At 73.1% G+C, this 15,042-nt stretch carries 15 protein-coding genes and 1 pseudogene; 6 read left to right on the top strand and 10 right to left on the bottom strand.

Going from position 1 to position 15,042, the window contains the following annotated elements:
• Nucleotides 1-107: 107 nt before the first annotated feature.
• From FQY79_RS08915 to FQY79_RS08900, 5 genes and pseudogenes are all read right to left on the bottom strand, one after another.
• A complete protein-coding gene (locus tag FQY79_RS08915; protein WP_246123062.1) occupies nucleotides 108-941 on the bottom strand; it encodes a Fic family protein in 834 nt (277 codons plus the stop codon).
• A gap of 3 nt (nucleotides 942-944) precedes the next feature.
• A pseudogene (locus FQY79_RS15885) lies at nucleotides 945-1,235 on the bottom strand (Fic/DOC family N-terminal domain-containing protein); the annotation flags it as partial.
• 101 nt (nucleotides 1,236-1,336) lie between these two features.
• Nucleotides 1,337-2,353, bottom strand: a complete 1,017-nt coding sequence (locus FQY79_RS08910; RefSeq protein ID WP_146312581.1) for a 3-oxoacyl-ACP synthase III — start codon at nucleotides 2,351-2,353, stop codon at nucleotides 1,337-1,339.
• 337 nt (nucleotides 2,354-2,690) lie between these two features.
• Complete coding sequence (locus tag FQY79_RS08905) at nucleotides 2,691-2,999, bottom strand: DUF4156 domain-containing protein (RefSeq protein WP_146312580.1); 309 nt, start codon at nucleotides 2,997-2,999, stop codon at nucleotides 2,691-2,693.
• A gap of 167 nt (nucleotides 3,000-3,166) precedes the next feature.
• Nucleotides 3,167-6,007 carry a M16 family metallopeptidase gene (locus FQY79_RS08900; protein ID WP_146312579.1) on the bottom strand — a complete coding sequence of 947 codons (2,841 nt, stop codon included), beginning with the start codon at nucleotides 6,005-6,007 and terminating at the stop codon, nucleotides 3,167-3,169.
• Between the two features lie 114 nt (nucleotides 6,008-6,121).
• On the opposite strand from FQY79_RS08900, the gene FQY79_RS08895 reads away from it, so the two are divergent.
• The 3 genes from FQY79_RS08895 to FQY79_RS08885 all read left to right on the top strand — a co-directional run bounded on the left by FQY79_RS08895 (nucleotide 6,122) and on the right by FQY79_RS08885 (nucleotide 8,290).
• Nucleotides 6,122-6,829, top strand: a complete 708-nt coding sequence (locus FQY79_RS08895; protein WP_146312578.1) for an SDR family oxidoreductase — start codon at nucleotides 6,122-6,124, stop codon at nucleotides 6,827-6,829.
• A 42-nt stretch (nucleotides 6,830-6,871) separates the two neighbouring features.
• Nucleotides 6,872-7,366 carry a tRNA (cytidine(34)-2'-O)-methyltransferase gene (locus FQY79_RS08890; protein WP_146312577.1) on the top strand — a complete coding sequence of 165 codons (495 nt, stop codon included), beginning with the start codon at nucleotides 6,872-6,874 and terminating at the stop codon, nucleotides 7,364-7,366.
• Nucleotides 7,367-7,534: 168 nt separating this feature from the next.
• Complete coding sequence (locus tag FQY79_RS08885; protein ID WP_146312576.1) at nucleotides 7,535-8,290, top strand: AraC family transcriptional regulator; 756 nt, start codon at nucleotides 7,535-7,537, stop codon at nucleotides 8,288-8,290.
• Nucleotides 8,291-8,704: 414 nt separating this feature from the next.
• Here the strand turns inward: FQY79_RS08885 and FQY79_RS08880 are convergent, their stop codons facing one another.
• The 5 genes from FQY79_RS08880 to FQY79_RS08860 all read right to left on the bottom strand — a co-directional run bounded on the left by FQY79_RS08880 (nucleotide 8,705) and on the right by FQY79_RS08860 (nucleotide 11,823).
• The gene (locus tag FQY79_RS08880) at nucleotides 8,705-9,742 is read right to left on the bottom strand and encodes an NAD(P)H-dependent glycerol-3-phosphate dehydrogenase (RefSeq protein WP_146312575.1); all 1,038 of its coding nucleotides are present in this window, start codon (nucleotides 9,740-9,742) and stop codon (nucleotides 8,705-8,707) included.
• Nucleotides 9,743-9,745: 3 nt separating this feature from the next.
• Complete coding sequence (gene secB, locus FQY79_RS08875; RefSeq protein WP_146312574.1) at nucleotides 9,746-10,294, bottom strand: protein-export chaperone SecB; 549 nt, start codon at nucleotides 10,292-10,294, stop codon at nucleotides 9,746-9,748.
• Between the two features lie 55 nt (nucleotides 10,295-10,349).
• On the bottom strand, nucleotides 10,350-10,787 hold the full coding sequence (locus FQY79_RS08870; RefSeq protein WP_146312573.1) for a rhodanese-like domain-containing protein: 438 nt from the start codon (nucleotides 10,785-10,787) through the stop codon (nucleotides 10,350-10,352).
• Between the two features lie 83 nt (nucleotides 10,788-10,870).
• Nucleotides 10,871-11,269, bottom strand: coding sequence for a hypothetical protein (locus FQY79_RS08865; protein WP_146312572.1), 399 nt, complete (start codon nucleotides 11,267-11,269; stop codon nucleotides 10,871-10,873).
• 77 nt (nucleotides 11,270-11,346) lie between these two features.
• Nucleotides 11,347-11,823 (bottom strand): YiiD C-terminal domain-containing protein, encoded by a 477-nt coding sequence (locus FQY79_RS08860; RefSeq protein WP_146312571.1) that lies wholly within the window; start codon nucleotides 11,821-11,823, stop codon nucleotides 11,347-11,349.
• Nucleotides 11,824-11,884: 61 nt separating this feature from the next.
• Between FQY79_RS08860 and FQY79_RS08855 the strand changes: the two genes are divergently transcribed.
• From FQY79_RS08855 to FQY79_RS08845, 3 genes are all read left to right on the top strand, one after another.
• Nucleotides 11,885-12,691 carry a uroporphyrinogen-III synthase gene (locus FQY79_RS08855; protein ID WP_146312570.1) on the top strand — a complete coding sequence of 269 codons (807 nt, stop codon included), beginning with the start codon at nucleotides 11,885-11,887 and terminating at the stop codon, nucleotides 12,689-12,691.
• Nucleotides 12,691-13,662: a uroporphyrinogen-III C-methyltransferase gene (locus tag FQY79_RS08850; protein WP_146312569.1), complete on the top strand. Its 972-nt coding sequence runs from the start codon at nucleotides 12,691-12,693 to the stop codon at nucleotides 13,660-13,662. Before FQY79_RS08855 ends, FQY79_RS08850 begins: the two co-directional genes overlap by 1 nt.
• Nucleotides 13,663-13,749: 87 nt before the next feature.
• Entirely contained in the window at nucleotides 13,750-15,003 is a 1,254-nt protein-coding gene (locus tag FQY79_RS08845; RefSeq protein ID WP_146312568.1) for a heme biosynthesis HemY N-terminal domain-containing protein, read from the top strand.
• Nucleotides 15,004-15,042 lie beyond the last annotated feature (39 nt).

Here is a 15,042-nt window from a genome sequence, read left to right as displayed (position 1 = left end):
CAGCTCGCACAGTTCGATCAGGAAGCTCTGCGACGTGGACAGCTCGCTGGCGGGCACGCCCTGCCACTTGGCGATGAACCCGTCGGCGTCGTGGTGGTGGGCTTCGCTCACGGTGGTGACGCTCCCGCGCTCAACAGCGCGAACAACGGCCGGTTGATGTAGTAGTTGTTGCGACCCACCCGGATCTTCTCCAGCACGCCATCGGCCGCCAGCGCATCGAGGTAGCGCGTGGCGGTGATGCGCGACACGCCGAGTTCGCGCTGCGCGAACTCGACCCGGGTGTAGGGGTGGTTGAACAGGTTGTTGATGAGGTCCTGGCTGTAGAACCTGTAGTTGGCGCGGATGCGCTGCTTGGTGTCCTGGAGCAGCCGGCGGATGGCCTGGACGGTGGCCACGGTCTCGGACGCGGTGGCGGCCACGGCGTCGAGCATGTACAGCACCCAGTCTTCCCACGCATCCGCCTCGCGCACCGCATGCAGCAGGCGGTAGTAGTCCGGCTTGGTGCGCACGATGTGGCGGCTGAGGTAGAGCACCGGGATGTCGAGCAGCCCTTCCTTCACCAGGTAAAGCACGTTGACGATGCGGCCGGTGCGCCCGTTGCCGTCGTAAAAGGGATGGATGCTCTCGAACTGGTGGTGGACCAGCGCCATCTTCACCAGCGGGTCGGCGGGGAACGGCGGATCGTCGTGGATGAAGCGTTCCAGGTCCCCCATCAGCCGGCGCACCTCGTTGGCGTCGGGCGGCGGCTCGTACACCAGGTTGCCTGCCGCGTCGCGCAGGGCCGTGCCCGGCAACCTGCGCAAGCCCGCGCGGTTGCATTCGAGCTGCTGCTGGACGTCGAGGATCGTGTTGAGCGTCAGCAGGCCGGTCTCGCGGACCCGGCTGTAGCCGGCGCGCAGCGCCTGACGGTAGCGCAGGACCTCCTTGACCGCGGTGCCCACGGCGTCGGCCGGATCCTCGTCGCGGTACAGGTCGTCCTGGGTGGTGACGATGTTCTCGATCGCGGAACTGTCCCTCGCCTCCTGCAGCGTGAGGGTGCTGACCAGGATCCCTGGTTGGGAATGGTGGCCGCCACGCCCTTGAGCTCGGCAAGGGCCCGGCTGGCGGCCGCCAGCCGCTTCAGGATGGCAACGGTCTCGAAGCGTGCAGGGTCCAGCGCGTGCAGGGATGGCAGGGACATTGCACGCTCTACATGTATAGAGAATTGGATTTCTTGTACATGTCCGGGCCGACATGTTCAATCGTCCCCGGATCCTGATACATGTCCCGCGCCCGGACACCGGACACGACGAGGGCCGGACGGGCCGGCCCTCGCTTCACCGCCCGGCGGCGCGCGTTACCAGACCACTTCGGCCATCGAGCAGTTCAGGCCCGAGCCGATGCCCAGCAGCGCCACGCGGTCGCCCTTCTTCAGGCGGCCCATCTCGCGCAGCTTCGAGAGCACGATCGGCACCGAGGCCGGGCCGATGTTGCCGTGCTCGCCGAAGATGGTCATGACCTTCTTCGGGTCGATGCCGATGGCCTTGGTGAAGGCCGCGGTGTGGACCTTGCTCACCTGGTGGATCACGTACTGGTCGAGTTCCTCGACCGCCCAGCCCAGCGCCTGGCGGGCCGCGGCGAAAGTCTTCTGCGCCAGCTTGATGCCTTCCAGCAGCAGGGTGCGGGTGTCGGTGATCATGCCGTCGAGGTTGCCGCGGCAGAGCTTGTTCCACTCGGTGGCCGCGCGGGTGACGCCACCCTTGTAGCGCGGCGCGCCCGGCGCCAGTTCGGCCCGGGCCAGCACCATGGCCGCGGCGCCGGAGCCGAGGGTGAGGGTGGCCAGTTCGTTACGGAACTGTTCCTCGGTGGCGTCCTCGCGGGTCAGGCGCTCGAGGGTCTTCTCGTAGGCCAGGTTCGCGGTCTCGCCGTCGACGATCAGGGCGTAGTCGATCTCGCCGCGCTCGATCATGCGGCTGGCGATGTCCATGCCGTTGATGAAGGCCAGGCAGGCGTTGGCGACGTCGAAGTTCTGGCAGGTCTCGGGCAGGCCGAGGTTGCCGGAGACGATGCTCGCGGTGGACGGCTCGAGGTAGTCGCGGCTGACCGAGGTGTTGACCAGCAGGCCGACCTTGTCCGGATCGATGCCGGCATCGGCCAGCGCCTTCACCCCCGCCAGGGTGGCGACATCGGAGGCCTGGACATTGTCCTCCCACAGGTAGCGCGAGTGGATGCCCGCGATGTCGCCGAGCACGTCGGCCTTGATCCCGAGGCGGTCGAGGGTCGGCTTGAGCCGCGCATTGATCTCCGCCGAGGACAGCCGGCGGGGAGCGTCGATGTGGGCCAGGCCGGCGATGGCGACGTGCTGGAAGAGCATGGGCGTGCTGCTATGCAACAAACGGAGCCGTATAGGGTACCCCTTCCCGCCCCGGTGCGCATGATTCGGCTGAACGGGGGCGCGGCCAGATCCTGCGCCGACAGGGCAGTGGCTCCTTTTCCCGGGGGACGCAGCGGTCGGAGCGGATGCCAGCGGCCGGAGCGAGGCGGTGCCAGCCCCCACGCCGGATCGGCAGACACCTCCGCGCCGGGGCCCCACGGCGGCGACGTCAACGGACCAGTCGTCGCTCAGGCTTCGGCTTCTTCGTCGGTCCCGACTCCGGCCATCCCGATTGGCACCGCCGGAGGATCGGTGCGGCCCCGGGACCCGGCCGGGCTCAGCGCCCGCAACGCCAGGCCGCGAAGCGCTGGCTGCCGCGGACCGGGTCGGTCAGCGGGTGGATGGTGTCGGCCTGCAGGCCCGGGGCCTCGTTGCGGGCCAGGGTCTCGAGCTCGTCGCGGACCTTGATCGGGTTGCGCTCGATGAAGGCGATCGAGTGCTTCACCGAGACCTCCACCTCGCCGCGCTTCTCGCAACCGGCCGGCGGGCTGGAGGCGACCCTCACCGCGGCCGCGCCCGGCGCCATGTGCACCCAGGTGCACGCGGACAGCGCCAGGGCCAGGGAGACGGTCAGGATCTTGCGCATCGGAACTTACCTCGCGGGCAATGGGGGAACGCGACAGCGCATTGTGCCGGGATCGGCTGCGCGGTTCAGGTTGCGGCGGCAGGCGTAGCAGGGACGTTCAGAGATCGGCGACCGGCAGGACCGGTCGCGCCGGCGCGGCGACGGCAGGCACGCAACGCCGGCGGACCTCACCTGGCGACCGGCTTGCCGTCGGCATCGATCACCTGTACCTCGCCCAGGGCCAGTTCGCGCACCGGGGCCTCGGTCAGCGCCAGATCGCCCACCACCACCCAGGTCAGCGCCTCTGGCCGGAGCGTGCGCGCCGCGTCGGCGACCTCGGCCGGCGTCGCCGCCTCCACCTCGGCCTTGCGCCGGAACACGTAGTCGTCCGGGCGCCCGTAGCGGACGATCCCGCTGATGGTGCCGAGCACCGACCACGCGGTCTCGTAGGCGCCGGGCAGGGTCCGCGTCTGGATCGCCTTGGCGCGCGCCACCTCGGCTTCGGTGGGTGGCCGCCTGCCATTGGCGAAGTCGGCCACCTCGCGCTGGATCTCGGCCATCGCCTCGCCGGTCCTGTCGATCTGCACCGGCGCCGACACCAGCCAGCGGCGCTGGCCCAGTGCGCCGCCGAGCGAACTGTGGGCGCCGTAGGACCAGTGCTTGTCCTCGCGCAGGTTCATGTTCAGGCGCGCGGTGAAGTCGCCGCCCAGCACGCCGTTGGCCAGCTCCAGCCGCACCGCGCCCGGGTCGGTGCTGGAGGGCACCAGGTGGCCGGCGAAGATGTTGGCCTGGACCGCGCCGGGCTGGTCGATCAGGAACACCCGCGGCGCCGGCGGCAGCGGCACCTGCGGCAGCTCCACCGGCGCCGGCGGCTGGTCTTCGCCGGCCCAGTCGCCGAAGTGGCGCTCGAGCAACGGCACGATCTCGGCCAGCGTGGTGTCGCCGACCACGATCACCGTCGCCCCTTCCGGGCGCACCCAGCGCCGGTGGTAGGCGAGCAGGTCCTCGCGGCCGAGCGCGGCGATCGACGCCTCGGTGCCGCTGCCCAGGCGGCCGTAGGGATGGTCCGGGCCGTACAGCAGCCCCGGCAGGACACGCCCGGCCATGCCCGCCGGGCGCGCTTTCTGCTGGCGGATGCCGGCGATCCAGGTCGCGCGCACCCGCTCGATCTCGGCCGGATCGAAGTTCGGGCGCCGCACCATGTCGGCGAACAGGGCCAGCGACGGGTCGAGGTTCTCGCGCAGCGCCGACGCCCAGGCGCTGGCGCCATCCTGCGAGGCGCTGGCGCCCAGGCCCAGGCCCAGCAGTTCGGCGCGGCGGGCGAACTCCAGCGGGCCCAGGCCGGCCGCGCCCTCGTCGAGCAGGCCCATGGCGAACTCGGCGGTGCCGGCGCGGTCGGCCGGATCGGTGGCGTGGCCGCCGTCGAACACGTAGGCCAGCTGCACCACCGGCACCTCGTGGCGCTCGGCCAGGATCACGGTGCTGCCGTTGGACAGGCGCGCGCGCTGCAGCGCGGGGAACTTCAGTTCCGGGAACTGGGTGGTGCGCGGCACGCCGAGGCTGCGGTCGACCGCCGGCGGCAGGGTGCTGTACTTCGGGTCCGGCGCCGGCAGCTCGAACGGCTCGGGCCGGGCCGCCGGCTCTTCGGGCAGCGGCGTGCGCTCGCCCGGCTCGACCACGATCGTGTGGCTGCCCTCGCCCAGCCAGCGCGCACCGGCGCGCCGCACGTCGTCGGCGGTGGCGCTGGAGAGGGTCGCGAGCTGTTCGCGGAAGCAGCCCGGGTCGCCGTGGAAGACGGTGCATTCGGCCAGCACGTCGGCCTTGCCGCCGAAACCGCCGATACGCTCGATCCCGCGGATGAAGCCGGCGCGGATCGTGGTGCGCGCGCGTTCGAGTTCCTCCGCCGTGGGGCCCTCCCCGACCAGGCGCGCGAGCTCCTCGTCGATCACTGCTTCCACCTGCGCCGGATCCACGCCTTCCTTGACCGTGGCCACGATGTAGAAGTTGGAGCCCAGCTGGCCGGGGCTGACCGAAGCGCTGACCCCGTCCACCAGCCGGTCGCCGTGCAGCAGGCGCGAGTCCAGGCGTGAGGACCGGGCACCGCCGAGCAGGTAGGCCAGCAGCTGCAGGTGCTGCAGTTCGGGGTTGCCGGTTTCGGGCACGTTCCAGGCCCGGTAGATGCGCGGCTGCGGGACCGTATCGTGCATCACCTCGCGCGTGGAGTGCGCGCGGCGGGCGACGTCCACCGGCGGCCGGGCCATGGTCGGTCCGGCGGGGATGTGCCCGAAGTAGCGGGCGACCTTCTCCTTCGCGGTCGCCAGGTCGATGTCGCCGGCCAGCACCAGCACCGCGTTGTTGGGCCCGTACCAGGCGTGGAACCACTGCCGCACGTCGTCGAGCGAAGCCGCATCGAGATCGTTCATGGATCCGATCACGCTGTGCCCGTAGGGATGGTCCTTCGGGTACAGCGCGCGGGTGAGCCGCTCCCAGACCTGGCCGTAGGGCTGGTTCTCGCGCTGGCGCTTCTCGTTCTGGACCACGCCGCGCTGCTGGTCGAGGGCGGCCTGGTCGATCGCGCCCAACAGGTGGCCCATGCGGTCGGACTCCATCCACAGCGCCATGTCCAGCGCGGTGGTGGGGACGTTCTGGAAGTAGTTGGTGCGGTCGGCGTTGGTGGTGCCGTTCTGGTCGGTGGCGCCGACCGCGGTGAACGGCTCGAAGAACTCGCCGTCGTGGTGCTCGCTGCGCTGGAACATCAGGTGCTCGAACAGGTGGGCGAAGCCGCTGCGCCCGGCCGGTTCGTCCTTGCTGCCCACGTGATACCAGACGTTGACCGCCACGATCGGCGCCTTGCGGTCGGTGTGGACCACCACGCGCAGGCCGTTGGGCAGGGTGAAGGTGTCGTAGGGGATGTCGACGGCGACCTCGTCCGCGGCACGGGCCATCGCCGCCAGGGCCGCCAGTCCGGTGGCCAGGACGAAGGCGAACGAGAGCAGGGCGGGGCGCAGGGCGGATCGGAACGTCGGCATGTCGGGTCCAGGCAGCGGAAACGCGCCATGGTAGCGAAGGCGCCGGGCCGGGCCCGGACGCAGGTCCCGCTGGACGACGACGCCGCCTGAACACAGCGTGCGCACACTGGGAAGATGACCAGACGCCACGTCCTCGTCACCGGCGCCAACCGCGGCCTGGGGCTGGAGTTCACCCGCCAGCTGCTCGCGCAGGGCGACCACGTGATCGCCGCCTGCCGCCAGCCCGGGCGGGCCAACGCGCTCAATACGCTCGCCGGGGACCACCCCGGGCGACTGCACGTGCTGCCGCTCGACCTCGCCCGCCCGCACTCGCACCAGGAGCTGGCGCGCGAACTGCCGCTGGTGCTCGGGCAAGGGGCGCGCCTGGGGCTGCTGGTCAACAACGCCGGCGTGCTGCATTCGGGCGAGCGCTTGGGCAGCCTGTCGGCCGCGAACTTCGAGGACAGCTTCCGGGTCAACGCGATCGGCCCGCTGCTGCTGACCCAGACGCTGGAACCGCTGCTGGCCGACGGCGCGCGGGTGGTCAACCTGTCCTCGAGCCTGGGCGCGATCGCCCTCGCCGGTCGCTTCGGCACCCCCAGCTACTGCATGAGCAAGGCGGCGCTGAACATGGCCACGGTGCAGCTGGCGCACGCGCTGTCCGGGCGCGGGATCGTGGTGGTCGCGATCAGCCCCGGCTGGGTCCGCACCGACATGGGCGGCAACAATGCCGAGGTGGCGCCGACCGAAGCCGTGGCCGGCATGCTGCGCGTGGTCGCGGGGCTGGACAGCAGCGACAGCGGCCGCTTCCTCGACTGGCAGGGCGCCGCGCTCCCCTGGTAGGCACGCGGGCCGGCGGCGCCATCGGCGGCCGCGCGGGCGACAATCACCGCCTCCCTTCGGTTCGCGGCGATCGTGTTCGACATCATCCTCCACCAGCCGGAGATCCCGCCCAACACCGGCAACGTGATCCGGCTGTGCGCCAACACCGGCGCGCGCCTGCACCTGGTGCGGCCGCTGGGCTTCGACCTGGACGACCGCCACCTGCGCCGGGCGGGGCTGGACTACCACGAGTACGCGACGGTGCAGGTCCACGACACGCTGGCCGAGGCGCTGGCGCGGATCGCGCCCGAACGCGTGTTCGCGGTGAGCACCCGCGGCAGCGTGCGCTACGACCGGCCGCGCTACCTGGCCGGCGACACGTTCGTGTTCGGCTGCGAAACCCGCGGGCTGCCGGAGGAGGCGCTCGCGTCGGTGCCCCCCCACCGGCGCCTGCGCCTGCCCATGCGCCCGGGCAACCGCAGCCTCAACCTGTCCAACGCGGTGGCGGTGGTGGCGTTCGAGGCCTGGCGCCAGCTGGGCTTCGACGGCGCCGCGTGAGCTGCCGGCCTCATGCGGTGATCCGCACATACGCTGACCGGTGATCCGCATGTCGTTCCTGCATGCGATGGCTTCCTCCCCCGCGGAGCCCCGTCCGGAAACGCCGATGCGTGCATAATGGGATGACGGCGCCACCACACCGGCGCCGCGACTTCCGGAGACGCCGCCATCGACTTCCAGCTTCCGCCGGCGCAGCTGCAGGGCCTGTTCGACCCGCTGCCGGACGTGGTGTTCTTCATCAAGGACGACCAGTGCCGGTACGTGCACGTGAACCGGACCCTGGTCCAGCGCCTGGGCCTGCGCGGGCGCGAGGAGATCATCGGCAGGAGCGTGCTCGAGCTGTATCCGCCCGGCCTGGCGGCGACCTATATCGCCCAGGACCGCCGGGTGCTGGCCGGCGAGACCTTCGACAACGTGCTCGAACTGCAGCTGTACCCCAACCGCCGGCGCGGCTGGTGCCTGACCTTCAAGCAGCCGCTGCGCGACGGCGCGCGCATCAGCGGCCTGATCGGGATCTCGCGCGACCTCGGCCAGCCCGACAGCCAGCATTCCTCGTTCGCCCGGCTGCAGCAGACGCTGGCCCACATGCAGGCGCACTTCGACGAGCCGTTGCGGGCCGCGGCGCTGGCGGCGATCGCCGGGGTCTCGGTCTCCCAGCTGGAACGGCTGTTCCGCCGGGTGTTCCAGATCACCCCGCAGCAGATGCTCACCAAGCTGCGGATCGAGGCCGCCATGCGCATGCTGCATGGCGAAGGGAGCATCGCCGAGATCGGCCAGGCCTGCGGATTCACCGACCAGAGCGCGTTCGCGCGCCAGTTCCGGGCCACGGTGGGCATGCCGCCACGCGATTATCGTGCGCTGGTGCGTGCCGAATCCGCGGGACCGACCCGCCAGCGTTCCGGCAGCAGAACGGAGAGTTCCTGAACCCAGTAGTACAATATTAATGCAATGCGCGCGGCGATGCCCGACAATACAGCCCTCGCCCGGGTGACCCGTTCTCCCCGACGGTGTGCTCCCTCCCCTTCACCCGGGCGATCTTCATATCAGGGCTTTCCACGTGATCCTGCCAGCGCCCCTCCGCGGCAGCAGGCCTGGACCGACGGGAAGCCGCCAGGCAGGCCCCGGCCTCCCTGGCCACGACGACGGCGTCGCTCCCTCTCTCTCCCGACGTCGGTCCGTGGCCCGGCTGGAAACGGCCGGGCTTTTTTGCGCCCGCGCGTCGCCGCGGGCCGCGGCCGCCCCCACCCCTTCAGGAACTGCCGGTGGACACGGGCCCGGTGGCGATGGGCATGGCACCGGCGCGGTCGTCCGGCCGCCCGGGGCGGGCGGGCAGGCCCCTCAGTCCTGCGCGCCCTGGAACAGGGCCTCGGGATACTCGGCCTTGCGCTCGCGCGCCATCAGCCGGGCCAGGCCCTCGGCCGGGGTGATGTCGCCGTGGAGCACGTCGCGCACGCTCTCGGAAATCGGCAGCTCCAGGCCATAGCGGTCGGCCAGGCGCATCACCTCGTCGGCGGTCTGCACCGATTCGACCACCTGGCCGATCTCGCGCACGGCGTCCTCCACCGTCTTGCCGCGCCCCAGGGCCAGGCCCAGGCGGCGGTTGCGCGACAGGTCGCCGGTGCAGGTGAGTACCAGATCGCCGAGGCCGGCCAGGCCCATCAGGGTCTCGGGGCGGCCGCCGATCGCGGCGTTGAGCCGCAGCATTTCGTTCAGGCCGCGGGTGATCAGGCCGGTACGGGCGTTGAGGCCAAGCTCCATGCCGTCGGCCACGCCGGTGGCCACCGCCAGCACGTTCTTCATCGCGCCGCCGAGTTCGGCACCGCGCATGTCGCTGCCGGTGTAGGCGCGGAACTCCGGCCCGTGCAGCACGCAGGCGACCTGCTGCACGAAGGCCGTGTTCTCGCCCTGCACGGTCAGCGCGGTCGGCAGCCCTTGGGCCACCTCCTTGGCGAACGAGGGGCCGGTGACCACCGCCAGCGGCACGTCGCCGCCGAGCAGTTCGGTGGCGACCTCGTGCAGGAAGCGCCCGGAGCCGGGCTCGAAGCCCTTGGCCGCCCAGGCCACCCCTGCATGCGGCGGGCGCAGCGGCGCGAGCGCGCGCAGGGTCTCGGTGAAGGCGTGCGAGGGCACCACCACCAGCAGCAGGTCGGCACCGCGCACCGCGGCGGCCAGGTCGGTGGTGGCGCGCAGGCTGTCCGGCAGCGGGATGCCGGGCAGGTAGCGCGGATTCTCGTGGCGCTGGTCGATCGCCGCGACGACCGCCGCGTCACGCCCCCACAGCGTGGTGGGGAAGCCGTGACGGGCGATCAGCGCCGCAAGCGCGGTGCCCCAGGAACCGGCACCGAGGACCGCGACCGCGACGGCCGGGGTCGCCATGGGTCAGGCGTTGCCGGCGGTCTCGCTGTTGGCCAGGTCGCCGCCCGGGGCGGACTGCGACTCGGCCTGCGCCTGGGCCTGGCGCTGGCGCAGGCCTTCGGCGTACAGCGCGTCGAAGTTGATCGGCTGCAGCAGGAACGGGGCGAAGCCGCCGGCCTGGATCAGCTCGCTGATCAGCTGGCGCGCGTAGGGGTAGAGCACGTTCGGGCACTGGGTGCCGAGCAGGGCGTCGACCACCTGCGGTTCGAAGCCGGCCAGGCCGAACACGCCCGCCTGCTGCACCTCGACCATGTACACCGTGTTGCCCTCGCCTTCGCCGGCGGTGCAGGTCAGGGTCACGCCGAGCACCACCTCGAACGCGTTCTCGCCCAGGCGGGTGACCCGCTGGTTGAGGTTCATGTTGATCTGGGGCGGGCCCTGCTCGTTGAAGACGTGCGGCGCCTTGGGCGACTCGAACGAGACGTCCTTGACGTAGATCTTCTCCACGCTGAACTGCGGGCCGGTGGGCTGCTGCGCCGGCGCGGCGCCGCCGTTGGGGGCTTGTTCGGTCATCCTGGGACTGCTCCGGTATCGGAAGATGGTGAAGGGGCGATTATCGCATTTCGCGTCACCCGCGGCCGCGGGCGAGCGGCAGGTCGGCCTGCAGCCAGCTGCCGATGCCGCCCTCGAGCACGTACACGCGCTGGAAGCCGGCCTTCTTCAGCCGCTTGGCGGCGTCGCCGGCGGTGAACCCGGTCTTGCACACCAGCACCACCGGCAGCGCCCTGGCCGCGGCCAGTTTCTTGTTCTCCGGGTCGAACTGGCTCATCTGCACGTTCTTCGAGCCCGGGATGTGGCCCTTGTCGAAGTCGGCGATCGGGCGCAGGTCCACCACCAGCGCGTTCTCGCGATTGACCAGCACGCTGACCTCGGACGGGCGCACGCCCTTGAACGGACGCAGCAGCCCGAAGATCTCGTTCAGGATGATGCCGCCGGTGAGGCCGACGAAGATCAGCGACAGCATCTGGTGGCGGCCCGCGAAGGCCAGCAGTTCCTGGAAGTCCACGGCGGATCGGGTCTGGAGGGGGACGGGATTGTCGCACAGCACCCCGCCCGTTGCCGGGCGGGCCGCGCGCGGCCGGTCCGGCGCTACTCCCCGTCCCAGAAGTCGGGCAGGCCGGACACGTTCCACCAGGTCCTGGCCTCGGGGTCGTAGCGCCACGCCTCGGTATGGCGCAGGCTGCGTTCGGCCATGGTGTGGCGGTTGATCACGCCGACCTCGATCTCGCGCAGGGCTTCGGAGTCGCCCCGGCGCGAGGCGATGTCCCGGTAGTACGAGACCTGGACCTGGCGGTAGCGCTCGAAGTCCAGGTCGGTCATCGGCCGCGCTTCGCGGACCGCCGGGTCGACCATCTCCCAGGCGCCTTCCACCTGCCCCCAGCGGATCGCCGCCGACCAGTCGTACTGGGCGCGGTCGAGCGCCGACATCTCCTTGCTGGTGCTGGCGCAGGCCGCCAGCAGGCAGGCAAGGACGCCTGCGCAGGCCATCGGGACGTTCCGCCCATGTCGCATCGTGCCGCTCCCCGGGGTGGTCGCGGCCATGCTAGGCAAGCGCCGGCCGGTTGTCATGCCGCCGGCGGATCCTGCTTGAGGATGGCCGCGTAGCGCGAGCGCGACGCGGCGGCCACGCCGCCGCCGGGCAGCAGCACGTGCGCGGCCAGGGTCGCGCGGGCGCGGCCGCGACGGCGCAGGGTGTCGAGGAACCCGTCCCAGCCGCCCTCCTCCAGCCAGGCCTCGGCCACCAGGTCCCCGCGCAGCGGCGCCAGGTAGCGCACCCGGGAATCGGCCACGTAGACCTCGGCCGGCAGCCCGGCCAGCTCCACCCGCAGCGCGGTCAGGCCCCAGGCCGCGAGCGTCATCAGCGACGCCAGGCTGCCGCCGAAGGCGGTGCCCTTGTCGTTGACGTTGGCGGCCAGCGGCGCTTCCAGGCGCAGGCGCCCGCCGCCGCCGGCGGCGACGCGCAGCTGCATCGCGCGCGCCGGGGGCATGGCCATGATCTGCGCCCGCAGCGCGTCCAGGGCGTGCGTGGGAATCTCGTCCATCGGGTCCGGCGTGGGGATCGGGTCGCTTGCGGGCCGCGGGGCCAGGCACCAAGCTGGTGCCATGGCTCCCCCGTCCCCGCAGAAATTGCGCGCATGCTACGTGATCTCGCTGCGCCCGGTCGGCCAGCACGCGTCGATGCGCCGGGCCGCCGCCGCCCACGGCGCGCGCGTGCTGGCGCTGTCGCCCTGGCGGATCCGGGCGCGAGGCGACGCCGCCACCCGCGCAGCGCTGCGCGACGCGCTCGCGGCCGACATCGTCCTGTTCACCAGCCCGGCGGCGGTGCATGCCGCCGCCGGGTTGCGGCGCCTGCGCGCGCGCCCGGGCCAGGCCTGGCTCGCGGTGGGCGAAGGCACCGCGCGCGCGCTGCGGCGCGCAGGCGTGTCCGGGGTGCTGGCGCCGACCCGGATGGACAGCGAGGGCGTGCTGGCGCTCCCGGCGCTGGCCTCGCTGCGCGGACGGCAGGTGGCGCTGGTGACCGCGCCCGGAGGACGCGGGCTGATCGCGCCGACCCTGGCCGCGCGGGGGGCGCAGGTGCTGCGCGCAGACGTGTACGAGCGGGTGCCGGCCGCGCCGGCGCCGCAGGCCCTGGCGCGGCTGCGCGGGCTGCGCGCGCCGCTGTTCCTGGCCCTGGGCAGCGGCGAGGCGCTGCAGCGCCTGCTCGAGGTCCTGCCCGCCGACCTGGGTCCGCGCCTGCGCCGGGCGCGGGTGCTCGCGGCCAGCGACCGGCTGGCCGCGATCGCGCGCGCGGCCGGCTTCGACGACGTGGTGGTGGCCGCCGATGCGCGGCCACGGTCGCTGCTGGCCGCGGCCGCGCGCGGGCGCATTCCACGTAGTGCGACATCGACCCCATCCCGCTCCCCGCACTGATGGCGCCCCCGTCCTCCCCCACGCCAGGCCTCCGCCGCGGGGCATGGCTGATCGTGCTGTTGGCGCTGGCGGCCATGCTCGCCGCCCTGGGCGCGCTCGCCTGGCGCCAGCTCGACGCCGCCCGCCAGGCCCAGGCCCGCTCGGCCGCCGCCGACCGCCAACGGCTGGAGGCGCTGGAGGAACGGGTCGACGCCCTGCGCCGGGACGTGCGCGCGCACACCGCCCGCATGCAGCAGGGCGAGGCCACCCAGCGCCTGCTGCGCGAGGAAGTGATCGGGCTGGGCCAGCGCGCGGCGCTGCTGGAGCAAAGCGTGCAGCGGCTGGCGAATCCCGAACTCGACGCCGCCCGCGCGCTGCGGCTGGACGAGATCGAGCTGCTGCTCTCCCAGGGCCAGCAGCGGCTGCTGCTGTCGGGCGACGCCGACGGCGCCCGCCGCGCCTACGCGCTGGCGGCCACGCTGCTCGAGGGCGTCCCCGACCCCGGCTGGCTGGACCTGCGCCAGGCCCTGGCCCAGGAGCGGGCCGCCCTCGACGCCCTGGGCGACGATCCGCGCGCGGTGGCCGCCGGCCGCCTGGACGCCGTGGCCGCCGCGCTGCCGTCGCTGCCGCGCGAACCCGCCGCGGAGCCGGCCCCCGCCTCGTGGTGGGAGCGGATGATGGGCGGCCTGGTCGAGGTGCGGCCCAGCAGCCAGGCGCTGGCGCTGGACCCGGCCGATCGCGCCGCCGGCCTGGCTGCACTGCAGCTGGAACTGACCCTGGCCCAGGGCGCGATCGCGCGCGGCGACCGCGAGGGGCTGCGCGCCGCGCTCGACCGGGTCGAGGGCTGGATGCTGCGGCTGTGGCCCGCCTCGCCGGCGCGCGAGCGCCAGCGCGAGGCGCTGCGGGCGCTGCGCGGGCAGCCGCTGTCGCCGCAGCTGCCGACCCTCGGCTCGACACTGGAGCAGCTGCGACGCCAGCGCGGCCCCGGCTGAGCGCATGTTCAGGCAGTGCACGCCACGCCGACGCCGCCCGGGCGAGGCTGACCCGACATCGCCGAGGCCATCCCGAGGAGCCCCGCCATGACCCTGTTCCGCAACCTGCTGCTGTGGCTGCTGCTGGCCCTGGCCGGCGCCCTGGTGGCGCAGCTGCTGCTGGCCCAGGACCCCGGCTACGTGCTGGTGCGCTGGCGCGGCTACGACTACACCACCACGGTCCTGGTCGCGGCCGGGCTGCTGTTCGCCGCCGCGTTCGCGGCGTGGCTGCTGTGGACACTGCTGTCGCTGCCGTTCCGCGCCTGGGGCCGGCACCGCGACGGGCGCGCCCGGGCCCGGATCTCCGAGGGCTTCGAAGCGCTGTACCTGGGCCACTGGGCGCGTGCGGAGAAGCTGCTGCTGGAGGCGGCCGAGGATCCGCGGGTGGAGGCGGCCGCGCGCGCCGGCGCGGTCGAGGCCGCGCTGGGACGCGGCGACGTGACCGCCGCCCGGGTCCACATCGACGGGCTGGGCGAGCGCCATCCGTCCCTGCGCGCGGTGCTGGCGGCCGAACTGGCGCTGCGCGGGCAGCACCCGACCGATGCCCTGGTCGCGCTCGACGCCCCCGCCGCGCAGCCGCTGCCGCCGCGCGGACTGGCGCTGCGGGCCGACGCGCTCGGCGGTGCCGGCCAGGCCGACCAGGCCTGGGGCCTGCTCGGTCCGCTGCGCCAGCAGCAGGCCTGGCCGGACACCGTGCTGGCCGAGCGCGAACTGGCCTGGGCCGAGGCCTCGCTGCGCGAGGCCCCCGACGGCAACGCCCTGGCCGAACGCTGGGATGCCCTGCCGCGCGCGCTGCGCACCGAACCGGTGGTCGTCGCCACCTACGCCCGCCGCGCCGCCGCGCTCGGCTGGGACGAGGCCGCCACCGGCAGCATCGAACAGGCCCTGGACACGCGCTGGGACGAAGGCCTGGCGAGCCTGTACGGCCAGTTGCCGGTGGGCCGCATCGAGCAGCGCCGCAGTCGCGCTGCCGCGTGGCTCAAGGCGCATCCGGCCAGCCCCTCGCTGCTGCTGACCCTGGCCCGCCTCACCCACGCCAGCGGCGACTGGCCCGGGGCCGAGGACTGCCTGCACCGCGCCATCGCCCAGGGCGGCGGGGCCGAGGCCTGGGAGGCGCTGGGCGACGGGTATGCCGCCGCCGGCGACGAGGCCCGTGCGCGCCAGTGCTACGCGAACGCGCTGGCCGCCGGCCGCGGCGATCCGGTGGCGCCGCTGCCGGCGCGGGCACTGCACCAGCAGATCGCCGACGAGGCGGTGTTCGAGGAGCGCGACCAGCACGGGGTGCCGCGGCTGCGCGACTGAAGACGGCGCACCGCGGCCCGCGCGCGGGCCGCGGCCGGC

The sequence above is a fragment of the Luteimonas wenzhouensis genome (assembly GCF_007859305.1).
GTDB lineage: Bacteria > Pseudomonadota > Gammaproteobacteria > Xanthomonadales > Xanthomonadaceae > Luteimonas > Luteimonas wenzhouensis.
The sequence above is the reverse complement of the archived record's forward strand: the minus strand, read 5'-3'. Positions and strand labels throughout refer to the sequence as shown.

Coding starts and splice junctions, on each gene's coding strand:
- FQY79_RS08910 (WP_146312581.1), bottom strand. CDS start 2,353: ATGCTCTTCCAGCACGTCGCCATCGCCGGCCTGGCCCACATCGACGCT.
- FQY79_RS08905 (WP_146312580.1), bottom strand. CDS start 2,999: ATGCGCAAGATCCTGACCGTCTCCCTGGCCCTGGCGCTGTCCGCGTGC.
- FQY79_RS08900 (WP_146312579.1), bottom strand. CDS start 6,007: ATGCCGACGTTCCGATCCGCCCTGCGCCCCGCCCTGCTCTCGTTCGCC.
- FQY79_RS08895 (WP_146312578.1), top strand. CDS start 6,122: ATGACCAGACGCCACGTCCTCGTCACCGGCGCCAACCGCGGCCTGGGG.
- FQY79_RS08880 (WP_146312575.1), bottom strand. CDS start 9,742: ATGGCGACCCCGGCCGTCGCGGTCGCGGTCCTCGGTGCCGGTTCCTGG.
- secB (WP_146312574.1), bottom strand. CDS start 10,294: ATGACCGAACAAGCCCCCAACGGCGGCGCCGCGCCGGCGCAGCAGCCC.
- FQY79_RS08865 (WP_146312572.1), bottom strand. CDS start 11,269: ATGGCCTGCGCAGGCGTCCTTGCCTGCCTGCTGGCGGCCTGCGCCAGC.
- FQY79_RS08860 (WP_146312571.1), bottom strand. CDS start 11,823: ATGGACGAGATTCCCACGCACGCCCTGGACGCGCTGCGGGCGCAGATC.
- FQY79_RS08855 (WP_146312570.1), top strand. CDS start 11,885: ATGGCTCCCCCGTCCCCGCAGAAATTGCGCGCATGCTACGTGATCTCG.
- FQY79_RS08850 (WP_146312569.1), top strand. CDS start 12,691: ATGGCGCCCCCGTCCTCCCCCACGCCAGGCCTCCGCCGCGGGGCATGG.
- FQY79_RS08845 (WP_146312568.1), top strand. CDS start 13,750: ATGACCCTGTTCCGCAACCTGCTGCTGTGGCTGCTGCTGGCCCTGGCC.